The sequence below is a fragment of the Nitratireductor sp. OM-1 genome (genome assembly GCF_003296175.1).
GTDB classification, from domain to species: domain Bacteria; phylum Pseudomonadota; class Alphaproteobacteria; order Rhizobiales; family Rhizobiaceae; genus Nitratireductor; species Nitratireductor aquimarinus.
Window position 1 is genome coordinate 1578101 of the sequence record NZ_CP029208.1, and the last position, 19981, is coordinate 1598081.

19 protein-coding genes and 1 pseudogene are annotated in these 19981 nt (G+C 60.5%); 8 read left to right on the top strand and 12 right to left on the bottom strand.

Translation table 11 applies throughout. The features are described 5' to 3' along the window. Positions 1-164 precede the first annotated feature (164 nt). From DEJ54_RS07510 to DEJ54_RS07525, 4 genes and pseudogenes are all read left to right on the top strand, one after another. Positions 165-692: a hypothetical protein gene (locus DEJ54_RS07510; protein ID WP_204360863.1), complete on the top strand. Its 528-nt coding sequence runs from the start codon at positions 165-167 to the stop codon at positions 690-692. A 111-nt stretch (positions 693-803) separates the two neighbouring features. Then, positions 804-1251 (top strand): annotated as a pseudogene (locus DEJ54_RS07515) (cupin domain-containing protein). Positions 1252-1880: 629 nt separating this feature from the next. After that, entirely contained in the window at positions 1881-2117 is a 237-nt protein-coding gene (locus DEJ54_RS07520) for a hypothetical protein (protein WP_113154024.1), read from the top strand. 94 nt (positions 2118-2211) lie between these two features. Beyond that, on the top strand, positions 2212-2655 hold the full coding sequence (locus tag DEJ54_RS07525; protein ID WP_113154025.1) for a hypothetical protein: 444 nt from the start codon (positions 2212-2214) through the stop codon (positions 2653-2655). 140 nt (positions 2656-2795) lie between these two features. Here DEJ54_RS07525 and DEJ54_RS07530 read toward each other — a convergent pair whose 3' ends face one another. Then, positions 2796-3413 (bottom strand): LysE family transporter, encoded by a 618-nt coding sequence (locus DEJ54_RS07530; protein ID WP_113154026.1) that lies wholly within the window; start codon positions 3411-3413, stop codon positions 2796-2798. A 92-nt stretch (positions 3414-3505) separates the two neighbouring features. On the opposite strand from DEJ54_RS07530, the gene DEJ54_RS07535 reads away from it, so the two are divergent. The 3 genes from DEJ54_RS07535 (at position 3506) to DEJ54_RS07545 (ending at position 5692) form a co-directional block, all read left to right on the top strand. After that, the gene (locus DEJ54_RS07535) at positions 3506-4393 is read left to right on the top strand and encodes a LysR family transcriptional regulator (RefSeq protein ID WP_113154027.1); all 888 of its coding nucleotides are present in this window, start codon (positions 3506-3508) and stop codon (positions 4391-4393) included. Positions 4394-4558: 165 nt separating this feature from the next. Next, the gene (locus tag DEJ54_RS07540) at positions 4559-5098 is read left to right on the top strand and encodes a cytochrome b (protein WP_162742229.1); all 540 of its coding nucleotides are present in this window, start codon (positions 4559-4561) and stop codon (positions 5096-5098) included. 150 nt (positions 5099-5248) lie between these two features. Further along, complete coding sequence (locus tag DEJ54_RS07545) at positions 5249-5692, top strand: cupin domain-containing protein (RefSeq protein ID WP_113154029.1); 444 nt, start codon at positions 5249-5251, stop codon at positions 5690-5692. Positions 5693-5970: 278 nt separating this feature from the next. Here the strand turns inward: DEJ54_RS07545 and DEJ54_RS07555 are convergent, their stop codons facing one another. The 6 genes from DEJ54_RS07555 to DEJ54_RS07580 all read right to left on the bottom strand — a co-directional run bounded on the left by DEJ54_RS07555 (position 5971) and on the right by DEJ54_RS07580 (position 12855). Next, positions 5971-7689, bottom strand: coding sequence for an ABC transporter ATP-binding protein (locus DEJ54_RS07555; RefSeq protein WP_113154031.1), 1719 nt, complete (start codon positions 7687-7689; stop codon positions 5971-5973). After that, complete coding sequence (locus tag DEJ54_RS07560) at positions 7686-8561, bottom strand: metallophosphoesterase (RefSeq protein WP_113154032.1); 876 nt, start codon at positions 8559-8561, stop codon at positions 7686-7688. Before DEJ54_RS07560 ends, DEJ54_RS07555 begins: the two co-directional genes overlap by 4 nt. 60 nt (positions 8562-8621) lie before the next feature. After that, positions 8622-10175, bottom strand: coding sequence for an ABC transporter substrate-binding protein (locus tag DEJ54_RS07565; protein WP_113154033.1), 1554 nt, complete (start codon positions 10173-10175; stop codon positions 8622-8624). Between the two features lie 65 nt (positions 10176-10240). Continuing rightward, the gene (locus DEJ54_RS07570) at positions 10241-11140 is read right to left on the bottom strand and encodes an ABC transporter permease (RefSeq protein WP_113154034.1); all 900 of its coding nucleotides are present in this window, start codon (positions 11138-11140) and stop codon (positions 10241-10243) included. A gap of 3 nt (positions 11141-11143) precedes the next feature. Then, a complete protein-coding gene (locus DEJ54_RS07575) occupies positions 11144-12070 on the bottom strand; it encodes an ABC transporter permease (RefSeq protein ID WP_113154035.1) in 927 nt (308 codons plus the stop codon). Further along, positions 12064-12855 carry an HAD-IIA family hydrolase gene (locus tag DEJ54_RS07580; protein WP_113154036.1) on the bottom strand — a complete coding sequence of 264 codons (792 nt, stop codon included), beginning with the start codon at positions 12853-12855 and terminating at the stop codon, positions 12064-12066. The genes DEJ54_RS07575 and DEJ54_RS07580 overlap by 7 nt, the downstream gene beginning before the upstream one ends. A gap of 210 nt (positions 12856-13065) precedes the next feature. On the opposite strand from DEJ54_RS07580, the gene DEJ54_RS07585 reads away from it, so the two are divergent. Continuing rightward, positions 13066-13947: a LysR substrate-binding domain-containing protein gene (locus DEJ54_RS07585; protein ID WP_113154037.1), complete on the top strand. Its 882-nt coding sequence runs from the start codon at positions 13066-13068 to the stop codon at positions 13945-13947. 243 nt (positions 13948-14190) lie between these two features. Here DEJ54_RS07585 and DEJ54_RS07590 read toward each other — a convergent pair whose 3' ends face one another. Genes DEJ54_RS07590 through DEJ54_RS07610 form a run of 5 tightly spaced genes read right to left on the bottom strand, consistent with a single transcriptional unit; the run spans position 14191 to position 19961 of the window. Beyond that, positions 14191-14820, bottom strand: a complete 630-nt coding sequence (locus DEJ54_RS07590) for an FMN-binding negative transcriptional regulator (protein WP_113154038.1) — start codon at positions 14818-14820, stop codon at positions 14191-14193. Between the two features lie 2 nt (positions 14821-14822). Continuing rightward, positions 14823-16595, bottom strand: a complete 1773-nt coding sequence (locus tag DEJ54_RS07595) for an ABC transporter ATP-binding protein (protein WP_113154039.1) — start codon at positions 16593-16595, stop codon at positions 14823-14825. 1 nt (position 16596) lies between these two features. Continuing rightward, a complete protein-coding gene (locus tag DEJ54_RS07600; RefSeq protein WP_113154040.1) occupies positions 16597-17439 on the bottom strand; it encodes an ABC transporter permease in 843 nt (280 codons plus the stop codon). Then, a complete protein-coding gene (locus DEJ54_RS07605) occupies positions 17436-18383 on the bottom strand; it encodes an ABC transporter permease (RefSeq protein ID WP_113154041.1) in 948 nt (315 codons plus the stop codon). The genes DEJ54_RS07600 and DEJ54_RS07605 overlap by 4 nt, the downstream gene beginning before the upstream one ends. 21 nt (positions 18384-18404) lie before the next feature. Continuing rightward, on the bottom strand, positions 18405-19961 hold the full coding sequence (locus DEJ54_RS07610; RefSeq protein ID WP_162742230.1) for an ABC transporter substrate-binding protein: 1557 nt from the start codon (positions 19959-19961) through the stop codon (positions 18405-18407). Positions 19962-19981 lie beyond the last annotated feature (20 nt).

Below are 19981 nucleotides of genomic sequence, written 5' to 3' on the forward strand. Positions count from 1 at the left end.
GTTTGCCAAGGGCCTATGTTGGCAATTTCCTTCATTTGCCCGCGGGCATCGCGCCAGCCCATCTGCGCAAGGTGAGGCTTTGCAGGCACGCTGATGGTCAGTGACTGATCGCGACGCGAATAAGAAGCGCGTTCGTAGACCGTGTCGTTGGTCACAAGGGGCGGGTGCGCCCTGCACTCGATGGCTTTAACAGGGAAGCTTGCTGCAGTTTATTTGGGCGAATGAAGCTATTTATTATAAGTGCTCTTCTTTTTGTTTCCGCTTCTGCGGTGGCGCTATACATTTTGTCGCGCCCCCATGAAATAAGGCATTATACAGAGGCTGAGCTCACAGGGCTGAGTTGCGCAGAAATTTCTGAGAAAAATGAAGAGGTCATATTCGCGTATCATGACGCTTCGATCAGGGAATATAAGAAAGCAGGTTCATTCGAGAATGGAGTTGGTCTTCCAAAGGAAGAGGATTTGCCATTTGTGATTTTGATGAAAAAGGTAATTCGAGATAATGATTTTATAGGATTTGACCTATCGAAGCCATTTTTCCATTCTGTGTCTATTGCGACGCCAAGAGTTCATGCTGAATTCTACGCTGAAATCACGAGTGTTTGTTCGAAAAACAGCTTGCTTGATGCAATGGAAGCAATGGTGCAGGCCGCTAAAAACCTCAATCTGATGCGCAAGCCAGAAAATCCATAGAGGCCCGGTTTTCGCGCCTCCGATCCGGCAATCTGCAAACATCTCGCCTTGGGGCAGGCTCCTATAAAAAGGTCTTTACCCAACCTGGGCAAATGAAGGAGAATATTTGACATGAGCGGAAAGGTGGTCACCTCAGCGGCCGACATCATTTCGGCACCTGGCATGCAGCCTCATCCTGAGGGCGGCCACTATGTGGAAACATTCCGCGATCGGGGAATCAATGGTCGAGCCGCCCAGACCGCGATCTATTATTTGCTGTAAGAGGGCGAGAAATCCCATTGGCATCGCGTCACCGATGCCTCTGAGATCTGGCTCTTTCATGCCGGCGCTCCATTGAGGCTCGGTATTGCGGAGCCGGGGGGAGCCAGCCGTAGAATCTCTGCTCGGTCCCCATATCGCTGCTGGGGAGCGTCCCCAATGCGTGGTGCCGGCCGGATGTTGGCAATCAGCCGTAAGCACGGGTGCATTCACCCTGGTCAGTTGTACGGTCGCTCCCGGGTTCGAGTTCACGTCATTCGAGATGGCCCCGCCTGACTGGTCTCCGCCGAAAGCCCTCTGACATGCTCTGATCGGTTCCGTCCCTGGTGTCGGGTTACGACATGGTGGTGCATGAAAGGCTGTGAAAGCGGTGGGGCGTTGTTTTTCGCTGGTACCCTCGTTTCCCGCATGCCACATTCAGCGAACCGAAATCGTTCGGAACATTTTGGGTGATGCTGGCATTCTTGCGCCAAGCCTGCCTCCTGCTTCTGGCTGTTGTTTGCCTGGAGCTGGGCGCGTATCAGAGTTTGTCGCCGGCAATTGCCTTTGCCGGTGAGCAAAGCATCACGCCTTCAGAGATGCATAGCGGCTCGATTATCCGAGCCACTTTTGCTGAAATTGGATCCCGGTCAGAGCACCGGTACCTTGTTGGAAACAACGGGGGTGGAGCTGATAAGGCTCTCATAGCAAGCTCTCTTGATCTCCGTCACTCGCTCCCCCAGGCGGCACATGCACTCAGTCCATCTGAGCAGCGTCGTGTGCCCGAGATCGCATTCTTTCGTCGGGCAAGGGCTCCACCGTCATTCGCATGAACTGATCCCCCGCTTGTGTGGGGTAATTCACCGGCGCACGGAGGCTTCTGTGTAGCCACTTTGCCAGTCATGCTTGGCTGGGATTTTTTCATGCTCGCTTTCGCGGGCAGGGCTTCTCATGAAACGTGTTATCAATTTTGGGAGTCTGGTTGGCTTCCTTGCCGTCACGACGTTTGTCGTTTTTCATATCCTCGTGGTCGCTATCGCTGCGGTTTGGTCAATTTCGGGTTTGCTTGGGTTCGGTAATGTCGAAGTGATTATTCTCTCAGTTATAATTGGCATTCCAAGTTTGTACGCTGCCTTTAAGGTTACCGTTCTCGCCTTTGCCGCAGAGACCGACCCGGAGAATAACTGACTTCAAATTGCCTCGTGGCCATAGAGCCGTTAAAAAAGATGCGTAGACCCGTTAATAGGACGGGCTCTACGCATTCCCGCCAAGTCACTGGATCATGTTCAATGTTCTCCCTGCGATGTGCATCAATCAGGTTGTCGTCGGGCGAGAGATGATCCGAACCGTTCTCGTCAGCATTCTTCTTTTTATCGGTTACGTGCTTTCACTGGCGCTCATTGCGTATGCTGTGCCACCCCTGACAGGATGGCATCCTCGCGGCGTGAGTTACGGCATCACGATGCAGTATGCCTTCCTGTTCGTCTGCATTCAGGGCGCTCTGACCATTGCATTCCTGAGGCGGCTGACATTGCGCAACGCGCTCAGCCTGACTGCGGTCATCGGCGCAGCCATCGTCTTCTTCATGTTCCCGGGCATGAACCGGGGTGCGTTGCCCTTCCTTGCCATGACGCTGTCAGCCACGGCCCTCTGTGCCCTGTATCTGTTCCGCACCGCCCGAACGGGGCAGGCCAACCGGAGATTCGGCGCTCCATTCCGTGATTAGGCTGCACCCGGCGCATGATCTGCCTCCCAAAGAGGACGTTTTGCGTGCGCCATCGTGATGGTGCGAGGCCGTAGCCTTAAGCCGGTCGGCTGCCAAAAGCTGCCGGACGGTCGTGTCGCCCAGTCAGGCGACTCTTGAACTCATGGGGCAAGATTGGTCGCAGCCAGTGCTATGCCAAAGCCCACCAGCAATATGCCGAATATCCGGTCTATCCAGTGTCGGAGGTTGTAGATGCGCATTTGGAGACGGGGCGCGCCAAGGAACAGGCTGACCACGGCAAACCATGCAACGTGGGCAAGTGAGATATACAGCCCGTAGGCAATCCGTGTCGCCAGCGGCGTATTCACGTGAACGATCTGGATGAACAGGCTGACGATAAAAATCGTTGTCTTCGGGTTCAGCGCGTTGGTCAGGAAGCCGATGCGCAAGGCGCCCAGGTCAGACAGGGCAGGTTCATTCGCTGCGATTGGTGTTTCTGCGTCGCAGCTGCGCAGCATCTTCGCGCCCAGCCAGACCAGATAGGCCGCGCCGGCCAGCTTCAACACGCCAAGTAACGCCGGTGTTTCACGGATCAAAAACCCGATGCCAAGCAGCGTATAGCCGAAATGAACCAGCACGCCCGCGCCAATGCCGATCGCAGTCAAAATGCCCGCACGTCGGGAGAGTGATAGTGAATTGCGGGCAACCATTGCGAAATCCGGCCCCGGACTGATGACGGCGAATGTGGTGATGGTGATGACGGCCAGCCATTCGGTCATAGGCGGATCCTCTCGTTTTTTCCCTGGTTAACGCGAAGGGGATGCCGGCAAAAACGATGACTTCTGACGGAATGTGTGAGAATTAATGACGTATGAGGCAGCACGTCACATCGCTCCCGGCTCTTGCCTGTTTTCGGGTTGCTGCTGAACTTGAGAGTTTCAGCAAAGCAGCGGAACGCTTGAATCTCACGCATGGCGCGGTGAGCCGTGCCGTGCGCCTGCTAGAGGATGATCTGGGGACACAGTTGTTCGAGCGTCGCAATCGGGCGGTTTTCTTGACGGATGCTGGCCGCAGGTTCGCACATGTGGTGGCGCGGGGGCTCGGGCAAATCGAGGAAGAAGCTCTTCGCATCAAGGCTGAACATGTCAGTGCACCCGTCACTGTTTCATGCGAGCCGACATTAATGATGCGCTGGCTTATCCCGCGAATGCCGCAGTTTCATGCGGAGCATCCTGCAGCGGATATTCGCCTGCTGGCCGGCGGCGGGCCTGTATCCCTTGGATCAGGTGTCGACCTCGCCATCCGTCGCAACGATTTCATTTGGCCAAGAACCTACTTTGCGCAGCATCTGTTCGAAGAGCGGATTGGTCCCGTCTGCCGCCCCGACAAGGTTGCAACTTTCTTCGAAAACGATCGGATGAATGCCGCCGCAGTGCTGCTTCATACCCGCACCCGTCGGTCAGCCTGGGAGGTATGGGGCGATATTTCCGGCCAATCCCATGCAGCCAATGCCTCTCGGGAGTTCGAGCACTTCTACTTCAGCTTGCAAGCGGCCGTTGCGGGTCTGGGGGTGGCAATTGGGCCGTGGCATCTTGTTCAGGATGATATCCGCGCCGGATTGCTTGCCAGTCCCCAGGGGTTTCACCCCGATGGCAGCGCCTATTTCCTGCTTTCGCTACATGAGCCGGAGCACGACACAACGGCAGCGATTTTTCGGGAGTGGCTGGTGAAGAAGGTGTTGGACGGGGTTCCCGTCTGACCCGCCTCGCCGAGGCGACGGAAAGCACGCCGGGTTTCTCTGGTCACGCGTGTTGCTGATCCGGTCCCTGCTCGTGGTTCAAGAGAATGGACAAATGTTAATTTGAAACGGGGTTTGGTCCGTGCTGAATGCTGCGCTGCAACATAGGTGCAGGATTTGGAGCTCATGCAGGCATTCAGAGATACAAGTGATGGTTACGGGGTGATCAGCAAGTCATTCCACTGGCTAATGGCGTTCCTTTTCGCCTGGCAGTTTGGTGGTGCGATGCTGCGTCTGGCTGAAACGGAAAACGCTGTTCAGGCATTCATGTGGAGCACGCATCAGCCTGTTGGCTTCACGCTGTGGGGTTTGGCCTTTCTGCGCGCGTGCTGGGGGATCTTCAATTGGCGCAATCGCCCGCACCACACTGGTTCTTCCGTTCAGGTCCGGTTGATCGGCGCGGCGCATATGGTGATGTATCTGCTGATGCTCGTGGTGCCTTCGCTGGCCATACTGAGAGGCATCGGAAGCGGTCGTGGTCTCAGCATCTATGGTATCGATGTTTTGCAACCCACTGGCGTCCAGATAGATTTTCTGGTCACGCCGGCCAACATCCTCCATGGATGGCTTGCATGGCTTCTGCTCGTCCTGATCGCGGGGCATGTGTTTATGGCAATGTATCACCAGCTGGTCCGAAAGGACGGAACGTTGTCAAAGATGGTCTGACAGGAGAGGCTGAAGCATAGACATTGAAAGTGCTAATCGCGACAATGACGGGAAGCCTGCCGATCCGGTGCTCGGCAGGCATCCCGGCTCGGGAAGAGGGCTCCATGAAGCGGTCTTCCCCTGGGCGTCAAATGAAAGGCAGTTTTTGATATGAACGGAAGTGCGGTCACCTCGGCAGCTGACATCATTTCGGCACTCGGCATGCAGCCTCATCCCGAAGGCGGCCACTATGTCGAAACATTCCGTGATCGTGAAATCAATGGCCGGGCCGTGCAGACCGCGATCTATTATCTGCTGCAGCAGGGTGAGAGATCCCATTGGCATCGCGTCACCGATGCATCTGAGATCTGGCTCTTTCATGCCGGCGCTCCGTTGAAGCTCGGTATTGCGGAACCGGGGGAGCCGGCCGTCGAATTTCTGCTCGGTCCCCATATCGCTGCTGGGGAACGTCCCCAATGCGTGGTGCCGGTCGGATGTTGGCAATCGGCCGAGAGCACGGGCGCGTTCACGCTGGTCAGTTGCACGGTCGCTCCCGGGTTCGAGTTCACCTCGTTCGAGATGGCCCCGCCGGACTGGTCTCCGCCAATTACCTGACTGCGATCATCGGCGCAGCCATCGTCTTCTTCATGTTTCCGGGCTTGAACCGAGGCGCGTTGCCCTTCCTTGCCATGACGCTGTCAGCAACGGCGCTCTGCGCCCTGTATCTGTTCCGCAATGCCCGCGTCAGACGACTGCGCTGACGAAGCGCCCAGACCTTGGGACCTCTCCGCCCCAAAACCGGCAACAACCGCATCAACCACTCACAAACCCGCTTGACGTCAGGCAGCGGGGCGCGGATTTATACGCACCCAACGGTTGCCCTCCGTCAGCGTTTAAGCCATTTCGCGTTGGGCGCTCATGTCACCCCGTTGCACGGCCATGGGAAGGTTATCCGCTGGGAGCAGAGAGCCGGTGTCGGATGCGGTGCGGCGGTTTTTCCGGAGAGACGGATCGGCGCGGGGAACGGCGGAAAGCAGGCGCTTGGTGTAGGCGTGCTGCGGGTTTGAAAGCACGTCGTCGGTCAGCCCCGTCTCGACGATCTCGCCGGCTAACATGACAGCAACACGATGGCTCACACGCTCCACCACTGCAATGTCGTGGCTGATGAAGAGAAAGGCGAGGCCGTCGCTTCTCTGCAGGTCGAGCATCAGGTCGGTCACCTGCCGGGCGATGGAGACGTCGAGCGCCGACACGGCCTCGTCGGCGACGATCAGCCTTGGCTTGACCGACAGGGCGCGCGCAATGCACAGGCGCTGGCGCTGGCCGCCGGAAAACTGGTGCGGGAAGCGGTCGACTGCATCGGCTTCCAGCCCGACCCTCTCCACAAGGCTGACAGCCATGTCACGGCAGTCCGATGGCCGAACCATGCCGTGAATGCGGGCCGGCTCGGTGATCAGCTCATGAACCGGAAGGCGCGGGTTGAGGCTGGCATAGGGGTCCTGAAAGACCATCTGGGCATCCCGGCGGGCGGCGCGCAGGCCCTGCCGGTCGAGCTGCATCATGTCATGGCCGGCAATTCTGACTGTCCCCTCAACGGGCTCCACCAGACGCAGGATCGAACGGGCGAGGGTCGACTTGCCACAACCGGATTCGCCCACCAGCCCAAGGGTTTCGCCAGCGCGCAGGGTGAGGGACGCATTGTTGACGGCGGTGAACGCCTTTCCGCTCCGCCCAAGAATGCTGCGTTTGCCGGCAAAGCGGGTGGTGAGGCCGTTCACTTCGAGGATGGTGTTGCGAACGCCCTGAAGCCGGGGCGCGCCAGCGCCGAGCCTCGGGGTGGCTTCCATGAGCTGGCGTGAATAGGCAGCCTGCGGCCGGGCGAACAGGTCTTCGACCCCGGCCTCCTCTTCCTTCACGCCGTGACGCATGACGACGACGCGGTCGGCCACCTCGGCCACCACGCCCATGTCGTGCGTGATGAACAGGACAGCCATGCCGATCTCTTCCTGCAACTGACGGATCAGCGAAAGGATCTCCGCCTGCGTGGTGACATCGAGCGCGGTGGTCGGTTCGTCTGCGATCAGGAGGCGTGGTCGGCAGGCAAGCGCCATGGCGATCATCACGCGCTGGCGCAGGCCGCCGGACAATTCGTGGGGATACTGTTTGAGGCGGCGCGCGGGTTCGGGAATGCGCACTTTGTCGAGCGCTTCGGTGGCTGCCTGAGTGGCCGCCAGGCGCGACATTTTGTTGTGCCGGATAAACACCTCGCAGATCTGCTCACCGATGGTCAGAACCGGATTGAGCGAGGTCATGGGTTCCTGAAAGACCATCGAGACCTGCCGGCCCCGCAGCGCACGCATGGCATTGTCTGAAAGGGCTGCGATGTCTGTGGGCTCGTCGCCCATCAGCCGTATCGCGCCGGAGGTGATGCGCCCGCCCTCCCGTTCGATCAGGCGCATGATGGAAAGGGCGGTCGCCGACTTTCCAGAGCCTGACTCTCCCACCAGGGCAACCGTTTCGCGCGCTGCTATGCTGAAGGAAAGATCCTTCACGGCAGCGTGGTTGCCGAAGGCGACGTGGAGGTTTTCGACCGAGAGGACGGGCGTGCTCATGCCGGCTCTCCGCGCTTGCGTGCGACGACGTCCGGGAGTTCGTGGAACGGCGGCACCGGCGGTGTCCAGCGTGTGGCGGTCGCGGTGAAAGCGTGATCGATGGGGTCCTTGCCCTCCACGCGCCAGCGCACGCTGGTGCCGTCCAGCTCGAGCATTCCCATGGCGCCGGCCGGGTCGCCCTGCGTGGTGAAGCTCTCGGTCAGCGACTGCTGGGTGAGGTGGGTGATGCCGTCAACGCGGGTGATGGTGTTCCAGTGGACATGGCCGGCGACGCAGACAACGGGAACGCGCGCCTGAGCGAGCGCTGCGCGGGCGCGGACCGCCTGCGGGTAGGTGGAGACGCCCGGATTGGACTCGAAATAGTAATTGCCGATCTGCGAATGGCCGGAGACGGGCACATGGCTCAGCACCAGCAGTGGGCGGTCGGCGTTCTGAACGGTGCGCGAGAGCCACAGGATGTCGGGCTCGCCAAGCTGGAAGCCGCTCACATCCGGCCCGCGACGGATGAAGGTGTCGGCGCGCCAGAGGGCGATGCGCCAGTCGCCGATGTCGAGCGTCTGGTGGCCCAGCGCCTGACCGAGAATGTCCTCGTTGTCGGCAACTTCCAGATGGTCGCGGTCATGGTTGCCGTTGATGTGGCAGACCGGGGCTTCGACGGCCTTGAAGGCCTCGGCCACCTCGCGTTCCAGAACGAGGTCCGTGTCGCGGTCCTGATCGGATATGCGGTCGCCCAGATCGATCACGAGATCGGGACGGGCATCATTGGTGAAGCGGGCGAAGTCGTCCATCAGCTCCAGCGCGGTGTCGCCGCGCTTGGTCAGGGACGGCTTGCCGTGGTGAATGTCGGCGACGAGGCAGATACGGGTCGACATGGTTGGTTCCTCGAATTGTGAAGGAGGGCCCGCGCCGGTCTGGCGGCGCGGGCCGGAACGTCAGTTGCTGGCGAAGTCGATCGCGCCGGCGCGGAAGTCGAGCACGTAGGGGATGTTGCCGGGCTGCGGAGCCCAGTTCACGTCCTGACGCATCGCCCAGGATTCGTAGGGGCGGTAGAGCGGCAGCACGGGCGGATTGGCCTTGATACGGTCCATCAGCTCGGCATAGGCCGCCTTGCGCGTTTCCACGTCGTCGGAGAAGCGGAACCGCTCCCAGATCTCCGCATAGTCTTCATCGGTGTTGAAGCGGCCTTCGGATTCGGAAGGCCCATTGGGAGCCCACATGACGCCGAAGGAGCCGAACGGGTCGGAAAAGTACATCGGGTTCGACCAGTTGCGGGCCATCATCTCCGGCGCGTTGCCGGTCCATTTGTCGCCCACCTGCACCTTGCCGTTGATGCCGACTTCGGCCCACATTTCCATGATCGCCTGCGCGGCGAGAAGGCCATTGGTGTAGTAGGTCGGAGCGGTGTCGAAGGTGATCTCGAAGCCGTCATAGCCAGCTTCCTCAAGCAGCGCCTTTGCTTTCTCCGGGTCGTATTCGAAGGTCTTCAGCTCCGGCATGTAGAGCGGGCCGAACTCTTCCATCGTGTGCGAGGAAGGAACGACCGCCTTGCCGAGCCAGAGCGCTTCGTTGAGCATGTCGCGGTCGATGGCGAGGCTCATGGCCTGGCGGATGCGCGGGTCCTCAAGCCTGGGATGATTCATGTTCATGATCATCACGTGGAAGAGGGCGGTCGGCGCGCCGACGGTCTTCAGCGCCGGGTCGCTTTCGATCAGCGCAAGCTGGTCGGGAGCGACATTGGTGATGATGTCAGCTTCGCCGGTCTTGAGCGCGGTCATGCGCGAGGCGGTTTCGGGCATGCGCTTGACGGTGACGCGATCAAGCGGCGCGCTGTCGCCCCAGAAATCGGCGAAACGCTCATAGACCAATTCTTCGCCGGGCGAGAAGGTGGCGATCCTGTAGGGACCGGTGCCGACCGGTTTTAGGGAAAACGCCTCGAAGTCGTCATTCTCGGCAACGGCCGGATCGCCGGTGAGCCCCTTGGTGTAATCCTCGGGAATGATCATGACCTGCTGGAGGTTCAGGAGCGTCTCCCACAGGGGCTCTTCACGCTTGGCGTGGATGCGGATCGTGTGGTCGTCGATCTTCTCGGCTTTCGCGAAATTGCTGAGCCGGTCACGCGAGCGCACCTGATAGGGCGGGAAGGTCGCCTGATACATGCGGTTCAGCGAGAACACGACATCGTCGGCCGTCATGTCTTCGCCATTGTGGAACTTGACGCCTTCGCGCAGCTTAAGCTCCATCACGGTCGGTTCGATCAGTGTCCACTCGGTGGCGAGGGCGGGCTTCCACACGGTCTCACCGTCAACAACGGTCTTGGCGATCAGCGTGTCGAAGGCGTTGTGGTAGAACTGCGAGCCGACATTGGAGTGGTCGCGGCCGGGGTCGAGATAGGGGGCGACATTGGCCGCACCGACGGTGAGTTCGACCGCGAAGGCGGGCGCTGCGAACAGCGCCGCGATGGCGGTGGTTGCGAGAAGTCGTTTCATGTCTGGCTCCAGGATTTGGGTGGCTGGTTGACTGTTCGGGCCTTGCCGGCCTCTTTTCAGGGCGACTAGCGGGCGCGCAGGCGGACATCCGCCCGGTCACGCAGCCAGTCGCCAAGGATTTGCACCGCGAAGGTGACAAGCAGGATCATCAGGGCCGGAACGACGACGATCCACGGAGCGGTCGGCATGTAATCGCGGCCGATGCCGACCATCGCACCGAGCGTGGCGGTTGGCGGCTGAACGCCGAGCCCGAGGAAGGAAAGCGTCGATTCCAGCAGGACGATGTTGGAAAAGGACAGGGTGAACTGCACCACGAGCGGAGAGACCACGTTTGGCAATATGTGCCGGAAGGCGATCCGCGCGTCGGTGGCGCCCGCCGAACGGGCGGCTTCGATGAAGGGCATCTGCGTGAGCTTGCGCACCTCGCCGCGCACAATGCGCGCCGACTGTTCCCAGCCGTGGATGCCGAGCACCAGAACCATGATCTGAAGGCTCGAGCCGAAGATGGACAGAAGCAGAAGGGCGATCAGGGTGAAGGGAATGGCGATCTGCGTGTCCACCAGCCCCATGACGAGATCCTCGAACACACCGCCGATCAGGCCCGCAAGAACACCGAGAACGGCACCGATCACCAGGCCGATGGTCGATCCGAGCAGCGCGAGCGTCAGCGTCAGGCGCAGGCCATAGAGCGAGCGGGAGAGAACGTCGCGGCCGAGCTCGTCCGTGCCGAGCAGGTAGCCGTCCCTGTAGCGCTCGAAGCCGATGGGCGGGCGCAGTCGTGCGATCAGGCTCTGATGCTCAGGCGCAAAGGGCGCGAGCAGGGGGGCCAGAATTGCAGCGGCCACGAGGAGGATGGCCAGAACCATCGCCATGCGCTGGATGGCGTCCGCATCCTGCCAGAGCGCAACGAGACCTTCGAGGCGGTTGCGTGCGGGAGAGGAGGGGGAGGCGGTGATGTCGGCCATCGATCAGGCCTTTCCAAGACGGATGCGCGGGTCGGCATAGGCGTAGGCGATGTCGACGGCGGCATTGATGAAGAGGACGGCGATGGAGACGGCGATGACGCCGAATTGCAGAACCGGGTAGTCGCGCATGATGGCCGAACGGACCAAAAGGTCTCCAATGCCGGGCCAGGCGAAGATCGCTTCAACGACCACGCTGCCAGCAGCGGCGAGCCCGGCGATCTGAAGCCCCACCACCGAGAGGATGGTGATCGAGGCGTTGCGCAGGCCGTGTTTGAAGATGACGTCGGATTCCGAGAGGCCCTTGGCGCGGGCTGTGCGCATGTAATCCTGGCCGAGCACATCAAGCATCGCGTTGCGGGTGAAGCGCGTCAGTCCGGCGATCAGAACGCCCGACATGGTGATGGTCGGCATGATGAAGTGCCAGAAGCTTCCATTGCCCACCACCGGAAGCCAGTTCAGCCAGTAGGCGAACACGAGGATCATGAAGGTGGCGAGCACGAAGTTGGGAACGGCGTAGCCAAGAAAGGCGAGCATCATCACCGCGCTGCCGATCCAGGATTTGCGATAGACCGCACCGAGAATGCCCAGCGGAAGCGCGACGGCCAGTGTGAGCGCGACGCTGCTCAAAAGCAGTTGCAGGGATGGCCAGACGCGTTCGGCGACGATCTCCGCCACCGGCCGCCGCTCCACGAAGGAGAGGCCGAACTGCCCGTCGAAGAAGGAGGTGAGGAAGGCGCGGTACTGCGACCAGACCGGTTGGTCGAGGCCGTAATAGCTGATCAGCAGAGCGCGGTCTTCCTGGGTGATGCCTTCGCCGATGACGAAGTCGATGGGGCTGCCGGACAGGCGTGTGGCGAAGAAAACGAGCGTCACGATGGCGAAGAACGTCACCGCAAGCTTGATGATCGTTCGGGCGAGGTAGGTCAGCATGATGCTCTCCCGTTTTCGGTGGCGGGTTTGCGGATGGACGCGGTTGCCGCAGGCTTTGGTGCGGGCTGCTCTATGCGCAGGAACGCCATCCCGGCGGCCTGTGCCGCCAGACCATCGGTGTCCGGGTTGTCGCCAATGAAGACAGCGTGGCCGGCGTCGACCCCGGCGTCATCCAGAACGATGTCCAGCAGTTCGGCCGAGGGTTTGCCGAGCGAGCGGAAGGCGATGTCCGGGCAGCAGGTCCGCAGCGCTGCCAGAAGCGCGCCGGTTTCCGGCACCGGCTCTCCGTCGGGGCCGGGGTGTGTTCTGTCGAGATTTGTCACATGCAGCGCCGCGCCGGCATCGACCTGCCGGGCAAGCCGGGTCAGGCATCCAAGATCAAACCGCGTCTGGCGCGCCAGAACGGTCACCTGCGGTGCATCCGTATCGAGGGTGAGGCCGAGCGCGACAGCCAGTTCGGCGAGCGGCGCATCGGCATAGACCGCGACCCGTGCGCCGGGGGCGCTGCGGGCGAGCCTGCGCAGGGTCTGTTCGCCGGCGAGAACGATGTGGCGGGCATCAATGTCGAAGCCGAGGCCGGCGAGCCGCTTCGCCAGTGTCTCTGCCGTGTCGGAGGAATTGTTGGAGACGATCCACAGACGGTCGCGATTGCGGCGCACGAACTCCCGTGCGCCTTCATAGACGTGTGCGCCGCTGATCAGGCAGCCGTCGAGATCGCACAGGATGGCTTCGTAGTGGTCGAGCGGCTGCTGCGAAAGGCTGGCCATGGAAGAGACCGGGTGCATGAAACGGCAGTGTCCTTCTGAGCCGGCTTCACGCGGCAGGGCGCGCCGGTGGTGACCGGGGTGGCCCGGGTCCTGACCTTGAGGCTGCCTGGCGATGAAGCTGGTTTGCAGTTCTGTTCTGCCGTCACCCTGCGCGGGCTCTGTGACACTGCTGTAACAAACCGAGGATACTCCTTGGTCCGGGCAAAGAAACTCCTTGGGTGTTGAAACATGCCGATAACGCTCTCGCGCATTCGCGCGATCAACGCCGTGGCGCATGGCGGCTCCTATGCGGCCGCCGGCCGGCAGCTCGGCATCTCGCAGCCGGCCGTCTCGCAGCATGTGCGCGACGTGGAGGCGGAATACGGGGTGCGGCTGTTCCTGCGCCGGAACGGCGTGCTGCATCCGACGCCCGTCTGCGAGCAGTTATGCGACATCGCCGAGCGGATGAGCGAGGAGGAGCGCGAGGCCGAACGCATCCTCACCCGTCATACGACCCTGCTCGATGGTCGCCTTTCCGTGGGGCTGGGAAACTCCATGCCCGGCATGGCCGTCATCGCCCTTTTCCGCAAGCGGCACCCCAGCGTTTCGGTGGCGGTGGAGACGGGATCGTTTGAGAAGATCGTCAAGGCGGTGCTGGCCCGCGAGGTGGATGTGGGCGTGCTGCCGGACGTTCCGGTCGATGGCCGGTTCCGGACCGAACTTCTGGTGCGGCAGGATGTGGTTGCGGTGGTTCATGCCGACAACCCGCTGGCGCGTGTGCGCACCTTCACCTGCGCCGCACTGATGGATGCGCCGTTGATCTTCCGCACGCGCGGGTCTTCCACCCAGCGTGTGGTCGACCGCGCCTTTCGCAACGCCGGTTTCGAACCATCGCCGCTGCTGCTGCTCGACACGCGCGACGCCGCCTATGAGGCGGTGGCCAACGATCTGGGTGTCGGGTTCATGTGGCGGCACGGCACGGGCCGTACGGATGCCGTGCGGCGCATACCCGTGCATGAGATGAGCCGCATGTATGATGAGGTGGCTTTCACGCTCGCCGATGAACGCGCGGTGATCGTCGATGCCTTCATGGCCGCCGTGCGGGCTTTCAGAGAGCAGCCGCAGGCCTGAATTTCCTCATCACGAGGGCGGAGAGCCGCGATAATGGAGACATTCCAGCTTACCCAGTCCTATCAGGAACGGATTGCGGCGCGATTGACCGAGGAAGAAACCCGGCAGCTCAGCACGTTGCTCAGAAAGATGCTGAGCCTGAATGTTTGATTTCGAAATGGGGTGGCGACTTCGCTGACGAAGCGTCAGACCTTGGGACCTGCTCGCCCCAGAAACCGGCAACAACCGCACCAACCACTCCATCTATTCACAGAGCAATCCGGCCAACACGTCGCGTCCGATTTCCTGGCCGTGCTCCAGTGCTCCTGCAACGCCGTTGCGATTTCTGGCCGACCGTGTCTGCTCCAGTTTTGAAATACCGTTCAGGGCCGTGATCTGAATTCGAAAGCCCACAATTCTCGGCATCATGCGGGCAATGTCCGCTTCGGAGATCCTGTCTAGCTGCCACGCGCCGCCTATGCGGTGTTCAGACAGGCGAATTATGTCTTCCATCAAGGCGCGCATATCCGCACACCCGACCGGCTCTACCTCACCGCGCAGATGGACCGCCTGATAAATCCAGGTGGGCACGTCTTCGTCTTCCACATACCAGCTTGGCGACACATATGCAGACGGGCCGTTGAACACCGCCAGGATCGGCCCCGGCTCCATGACGTCCTCGGCCTGCGGATTGATCCGCGCGATATGCCCGATGACGGTGTTGCAGCCGGGGGCATCGCTTTCGAAGAATAGTGGGGTTTGCGTTGCTTCCATTGCGCCGCGTTGGGACGTGATGATCGTCGCGAGTGGATATGTACGCACAAGTTCTCGCGTTTCCGCATCACTGGCCCGATAGAGTGGCGGGACGTAGGGTCGATGGATTTTTTTGGTCATTGCTATTCCTTCCGTGCCGCCGCACCGCGCAGTGCAACGTAATGGCCGGGCGCGGCCTCGGTGAGGTGATAAGGTGTTTCAGTGCCAGCCGCGTCGTAATACGGGAGCTTGTCCATCGCTGCACCGCAAACGCCATCGTCTGATGCCAGCTTTACCCCTTCCTGAATACGTTCCAGTCGTGGCGAAGCAGAAAGCAATTGTCGTGTGTAGGGATGACGTGGGACGTCGAAGAGTGCGCCGGTTTCGGCCTGTTCCATAATACGGCCCTTGTTGAGCACGTACAGGCGCGCGCACAGCTGCTCGACGATATGAAGATCGTGGCTGATAAAAAGGCAGGCGAAGCCGAATTCGCTCTGCAGTTTCTTGAATAGCGCAAGTATCTGCGCCTGGATTGTAACATCGAGCGCCGAGACGGGCTCGTCCGCGATGATCAGTTCAGGTTTGCTGATAAGGGCGCGGGCGATGGCGACACGCTGGCGTTGCCCTCCGGATAAAGCGTGCGGAAAGCGCTGCGCCATCCCACGCGGCAGGCCGACCGCCTCCAGCATTTCATCAGCTCTTGCACGTTTGGCCTCCTCGGACAGGGTTCCGTCCTGCCGCAAGCCCTCGCGCACGATGCGCCCGATCCGCATGCGCGGATTCAACGACGAATAGGGGTCCTGAAACACAAAGCGGATGCGCCGGCGAAGCTGGCGCTCCAAAGCTGGTGGGCAATCGTCCAGATCCTGACCGTCGAACACGATACGGCCTCCGGCCTTGGGAGCAAGCTTCCCGATCGACCGGCCTATGGTGCTCTTTCCGCTACCGCTCTCGCCCACGAGCCCCACAAACTCGCCGGGTTGCACCGTCAGGGATACATCGCGCACCGCATGGGTCGTGGTGTCTCGCAGCAGGCCGAATAAGCGCTTTTCCCTGAACTCCACCCGCAACCCCACGACAGCAAGCAGGGGCGGGCCTCCTTCTCCCTTGACCGGACTTGGCTCTCCAAGTTGCGTGGCGGCAAGAAGATTGCGGGTATAGTGATGCTCGGGGCGTGCAAGCACGGACTGCGTGGTGCCAGCCTCAACGAGGACGCCCTTTTCCATGACCGCGATCCGGGCAGCATATGCTGCAACAACCGCCAGATCGTGCGAGATAAGTATGACCGCAGTGCCATTGGCGCGAGCAACCTCGGCCATGATGTCCAGAACTTCCTTCTGCACGACCGCGTCTAGCGCGGTGGTCGGTTCATCAGCGATCAGCAACGCTGGCTTCAGCATCATTACCGAGGCGATCATGATCCGCTGACGCATTCCGCCGGAGAATTCATGCGGGTAGCGCTTCAGGAGTCCTTCCGGATTTCGCAGTTTCACCTGTCGCAACATTTCCAGCGCGCGCTCCCGGATCTGCGTCTCGGTCAGATCTGTATGTTCCCGCATCGCCTCATACATCTGCTCACCGATCCGCATACTCGGATTGAGTGAGGAGAGGGGTTCCTGAAAAATCAGACCGACCTGCTTGCCGCGTATCAATCGCAGCTCTTCCTGCGATCTTGGAGACGTTACCTCGTGCTTCTGGAACATAATGCGCCCACGCGTCACTGCTCCGCCGCGCGGCAAGAGCCCCATGATCGCCCGTCCAAGCATGCTCTTGCCGCTGCCGCTTTCGCCAACCAGCGCCATGATCTCTCCGGGAGCCAGTCGAAAGCTCACGCCCTTGACCACCGACCGCGTACCAAAAGAAATCTCCAGATCATCGACTGAAAGGACAGGTGTGGGTTCTGTGCTGACTGTCATGTCAGTTGACCTCCTTCGAGGTGGTGGACTTCGGATCCAGCTCGTCGCGCAGGGCGTCGCCGAGGAAATTCACGCCAAGGAGCGCCACCGATATGCAAAGCCCTGGCAATAGCCCCAGCATCGGGTAGCGCATCAGATGGGCCTTTGCTTCCGCGAGAATGTTGCCCCAGCTCGGTTCGGGCGGCGGTACGCCGAGACCGAGGAAGCTCAGGGCGCTTTCCGCCAGAAGCACCCAGCCAAACATCATCGTGGTCAGTACAATGAGTGGAGCAACGCAATTGGGGAGAACATGCACCAGGAGCGTGTAGAAGCGCGAATTTCCCATGGTCGTGGATGCTTCGACGAACTCCGACTGGCTGACGGAGAGTACGGAGCCGCGCACCACGCGGGTAACGGCAGGCAGATAAGCCACGGAAAGCGCCAAGATGACCCCGTATCGGTTCGGCCCGATGATCGCCATCAAACCGAGCGCGATAAGCAATCCCGGAAAGGCCATGAGTGCATCCAGAACGACGATCAATGAACGGTCGAACCAGCCACGAAAGTAACCAGCCGCAGCGCCAAGCAGTGTTCCCAAAACCACCGGGATCAGCAGGGTGGCAAACCCGATTGAAACGGAAACCCATGCGCCACGCATGAGGCGCGACAGGATATCCCGCCCGAACATGTCAGTGCCGAGCGGATGCGAAAGGGAACTCTCCGCAAACCTGTTAAGCAGATCGGACTTGAGAGGATCATGGGGCGTGTAGACACTGCCCAGCAATGCCACACCGAGAACGAGGCTGACGAGAATAATGCCGGCCAGCCCGTTGGCCTTGCCCAAAATACGTTTCGAGAAACTCATGAAAGACGCACCCTTGGGTCGAAGAAGGAATAGGCGATGTCGACAATGAGATTGGTCAGTACATAGACTGCGGCGATGAACAGGAGTGCTCCCTGCAGCACCGGATAGTCCCGCGCATAGATGGAATCGACCAGAAGCTTGCCGAGGCCAGGCAGTGTGAAAACCGTCTCGGTCACTGCCGCGCCTGCCAGCAGTCCCGCAAGCATTACGCCCACCATGGTCAGTGTGGGGGCGAATGCATTCGGAAAGACATGGCGCCACAGGACCTTGCGTTCAGGCAGTCCCTTGGCGCGAGCGTGCGTGATGTAGTCCCGGCCCATGATCTCAAGACTGCCTGCCCGCATCATGCGGGTAAGAACCGCTATCTCGGAAAGGGCCAGCGATGTGACCGGCAGAATGAGATAGACCATGCCCCGGCCCAGATCGTCGCTGATCGAAACGAAACCGACAGTCGGGAGCCAGCCCAGTGTCGCCCCGAACAGGACAAGAAGCATTAGCCCGACCCAGAAGCTCGGCATGGAAAGTTTGAGGATGGTCAGGAAGACGATGGCGTAGTCCGTGCGGCTGTTGTGGCGGTGCGCCGCCAGAAGGCCAGCGGGGATCGACACCAGCAGAGCAGACCCCATGGCCAGAAGAACGACTGTCGCCGTCACTCCGAAGCGCTGCCACAGGAGGCTGCCCACCTCCTGCCCCGTCATGATGGACGTTCCCAGATTGCCAGAGAATACCTCGCGTAGCCAGACGATGAACTGCACGGGTATGGGCTGATCGAGTCCCAACTGCCTGCGCATCTGCAGCAGGGTCGCCTCGTCATCGATATTGCCGCCCAGCATCATCAACGCAGGGTCTCCGGGCAGTGCCCGCACCAGCGCGAAGATGATCACCGCCACGATCACGAAGGTGGGGATGGACATCAGAACGCGCTTGAGCACGAAGATGGGCATGGTCGTCTCCCTGGTCTTCCGTCAGTCTTTCACTCTGAGCATCCAGCCGCGCAGCAGCCCCGCACCCCAGTTCTCGAACCCGTCAATCCTGTTGGACATGCCGGTGAAAAGAGTGCGGTGTCCAAGTCCGATCGCGGGGACTTCTTCAATGAAAGCTTCATGCAGCCAGTCGATATTTGCCTGAAACTCCTCCGGATCACCCGTCCGCAGGGACTCGTTCATCATCGCCACCGCTTCCGGGTTCTTCCATGCCTTGCGGGCAGCATCCCCGGTAAACATTTCGAAACTCAGCCCGGCGTGAAGGCGCGGTGAAAAGGTGAAGCTCTGCATCTGGTAACCGGAGCCGTTGCGATAGGCTTCGAGCTGGCTGCCCCATTCGACCACTTCAAGCTTGGCATTGATGCCCGCATCCATCATCATGGCCTGCGCCATCAAGGCCCGTTCGTAATAAGCGCCGTTGCGGCGAGTTGCGAGGATGGTGATCTCCTCTCCGTTGTAACCGGCCTCTTTCAAGAGCGCCTTGGCCTTCTCCACGTCATAGGTCAGATATCTCGCCTGCACATCGGTGTAGTTGGCCGACATCGGCGGCACCGGTGATGGTGAGGCTTTGCCAAAGCCCTCGGTGATGGCCGCCATGATGCGCTGTGGGTCGATCGCATGCGCCATGGCGCGGCGGATGCGGACATCAGAGAGGACCGGGTCGTCAGAGTTGAGGAGGTAGGTGTCCCACACGGCAGACTCGGCTGCATCCACGCTGAAGTCCGGTTGATCCTTGAGTTCGGCAGCAGTCATGGCGTCGATATCGACCAGATCAAGGTCTCCGGCGACAAGTGCCGTCTTCGATACCGCGCCTTCGCCGACAATCTCCCACCGCAGCACGTCGACCATGGCGTTCTTGCCGCCACCATAGCCATCGGGCTCCCCGTCCCGGCTGGAATAGTCCTCGAAACGTTTCAGCTCGACATAGCGCCCCGGTGCATGGTCTCCCATCATGTAGGGGCCAGTGCCGATTGGCCTGTTCCAGCTACCGTCGTCATTCATCGAATCGGGGTGCAGCACGGCCATCGAACCGCAGTCGAAGCGTGCCATCGTCGCCAGAAAAACCGAATAGGGTTCCGCCAGGGTGATGACGAAGGTGTCTTCGCCCTGTGCCTTGGCGGACGTTACCTTGATATTGTTCTCGCCGTTGAAGAAGTTCTTGCAGTGTGATTCGGAAGCTTCGCCCGCCAGGCGGTTCCAGGACCATTCCACATCACTGGCGGTCATTTCCTCGCCATTGTGAAACTTTACGCCCTTTCTGAGCTTGAACGTATAGGTGCGCCCGTCTTCGGATATCTCGTAGGTCTCTGCCAGCATGGGGATGATGCTGAAATCGTCAGCATAGGTTACGAGCCCTTCGATCATGTGGCCATGCACTTCATCAGTGTTGCCGTCGCGCGTGACGCCCGGATTGGTGCCGCGAATGTCAGCGTTGAGCGATGTCCTCACCATGTTGTCGGCCATGGCCGGCGTGATGCCGCCAAGCCCAACCAGTGTCGCAAGCGCAATCGAACGGAAATTTCCTGTTCTTTGTCTCATCTGCTGTTCCCTCTTGTGTC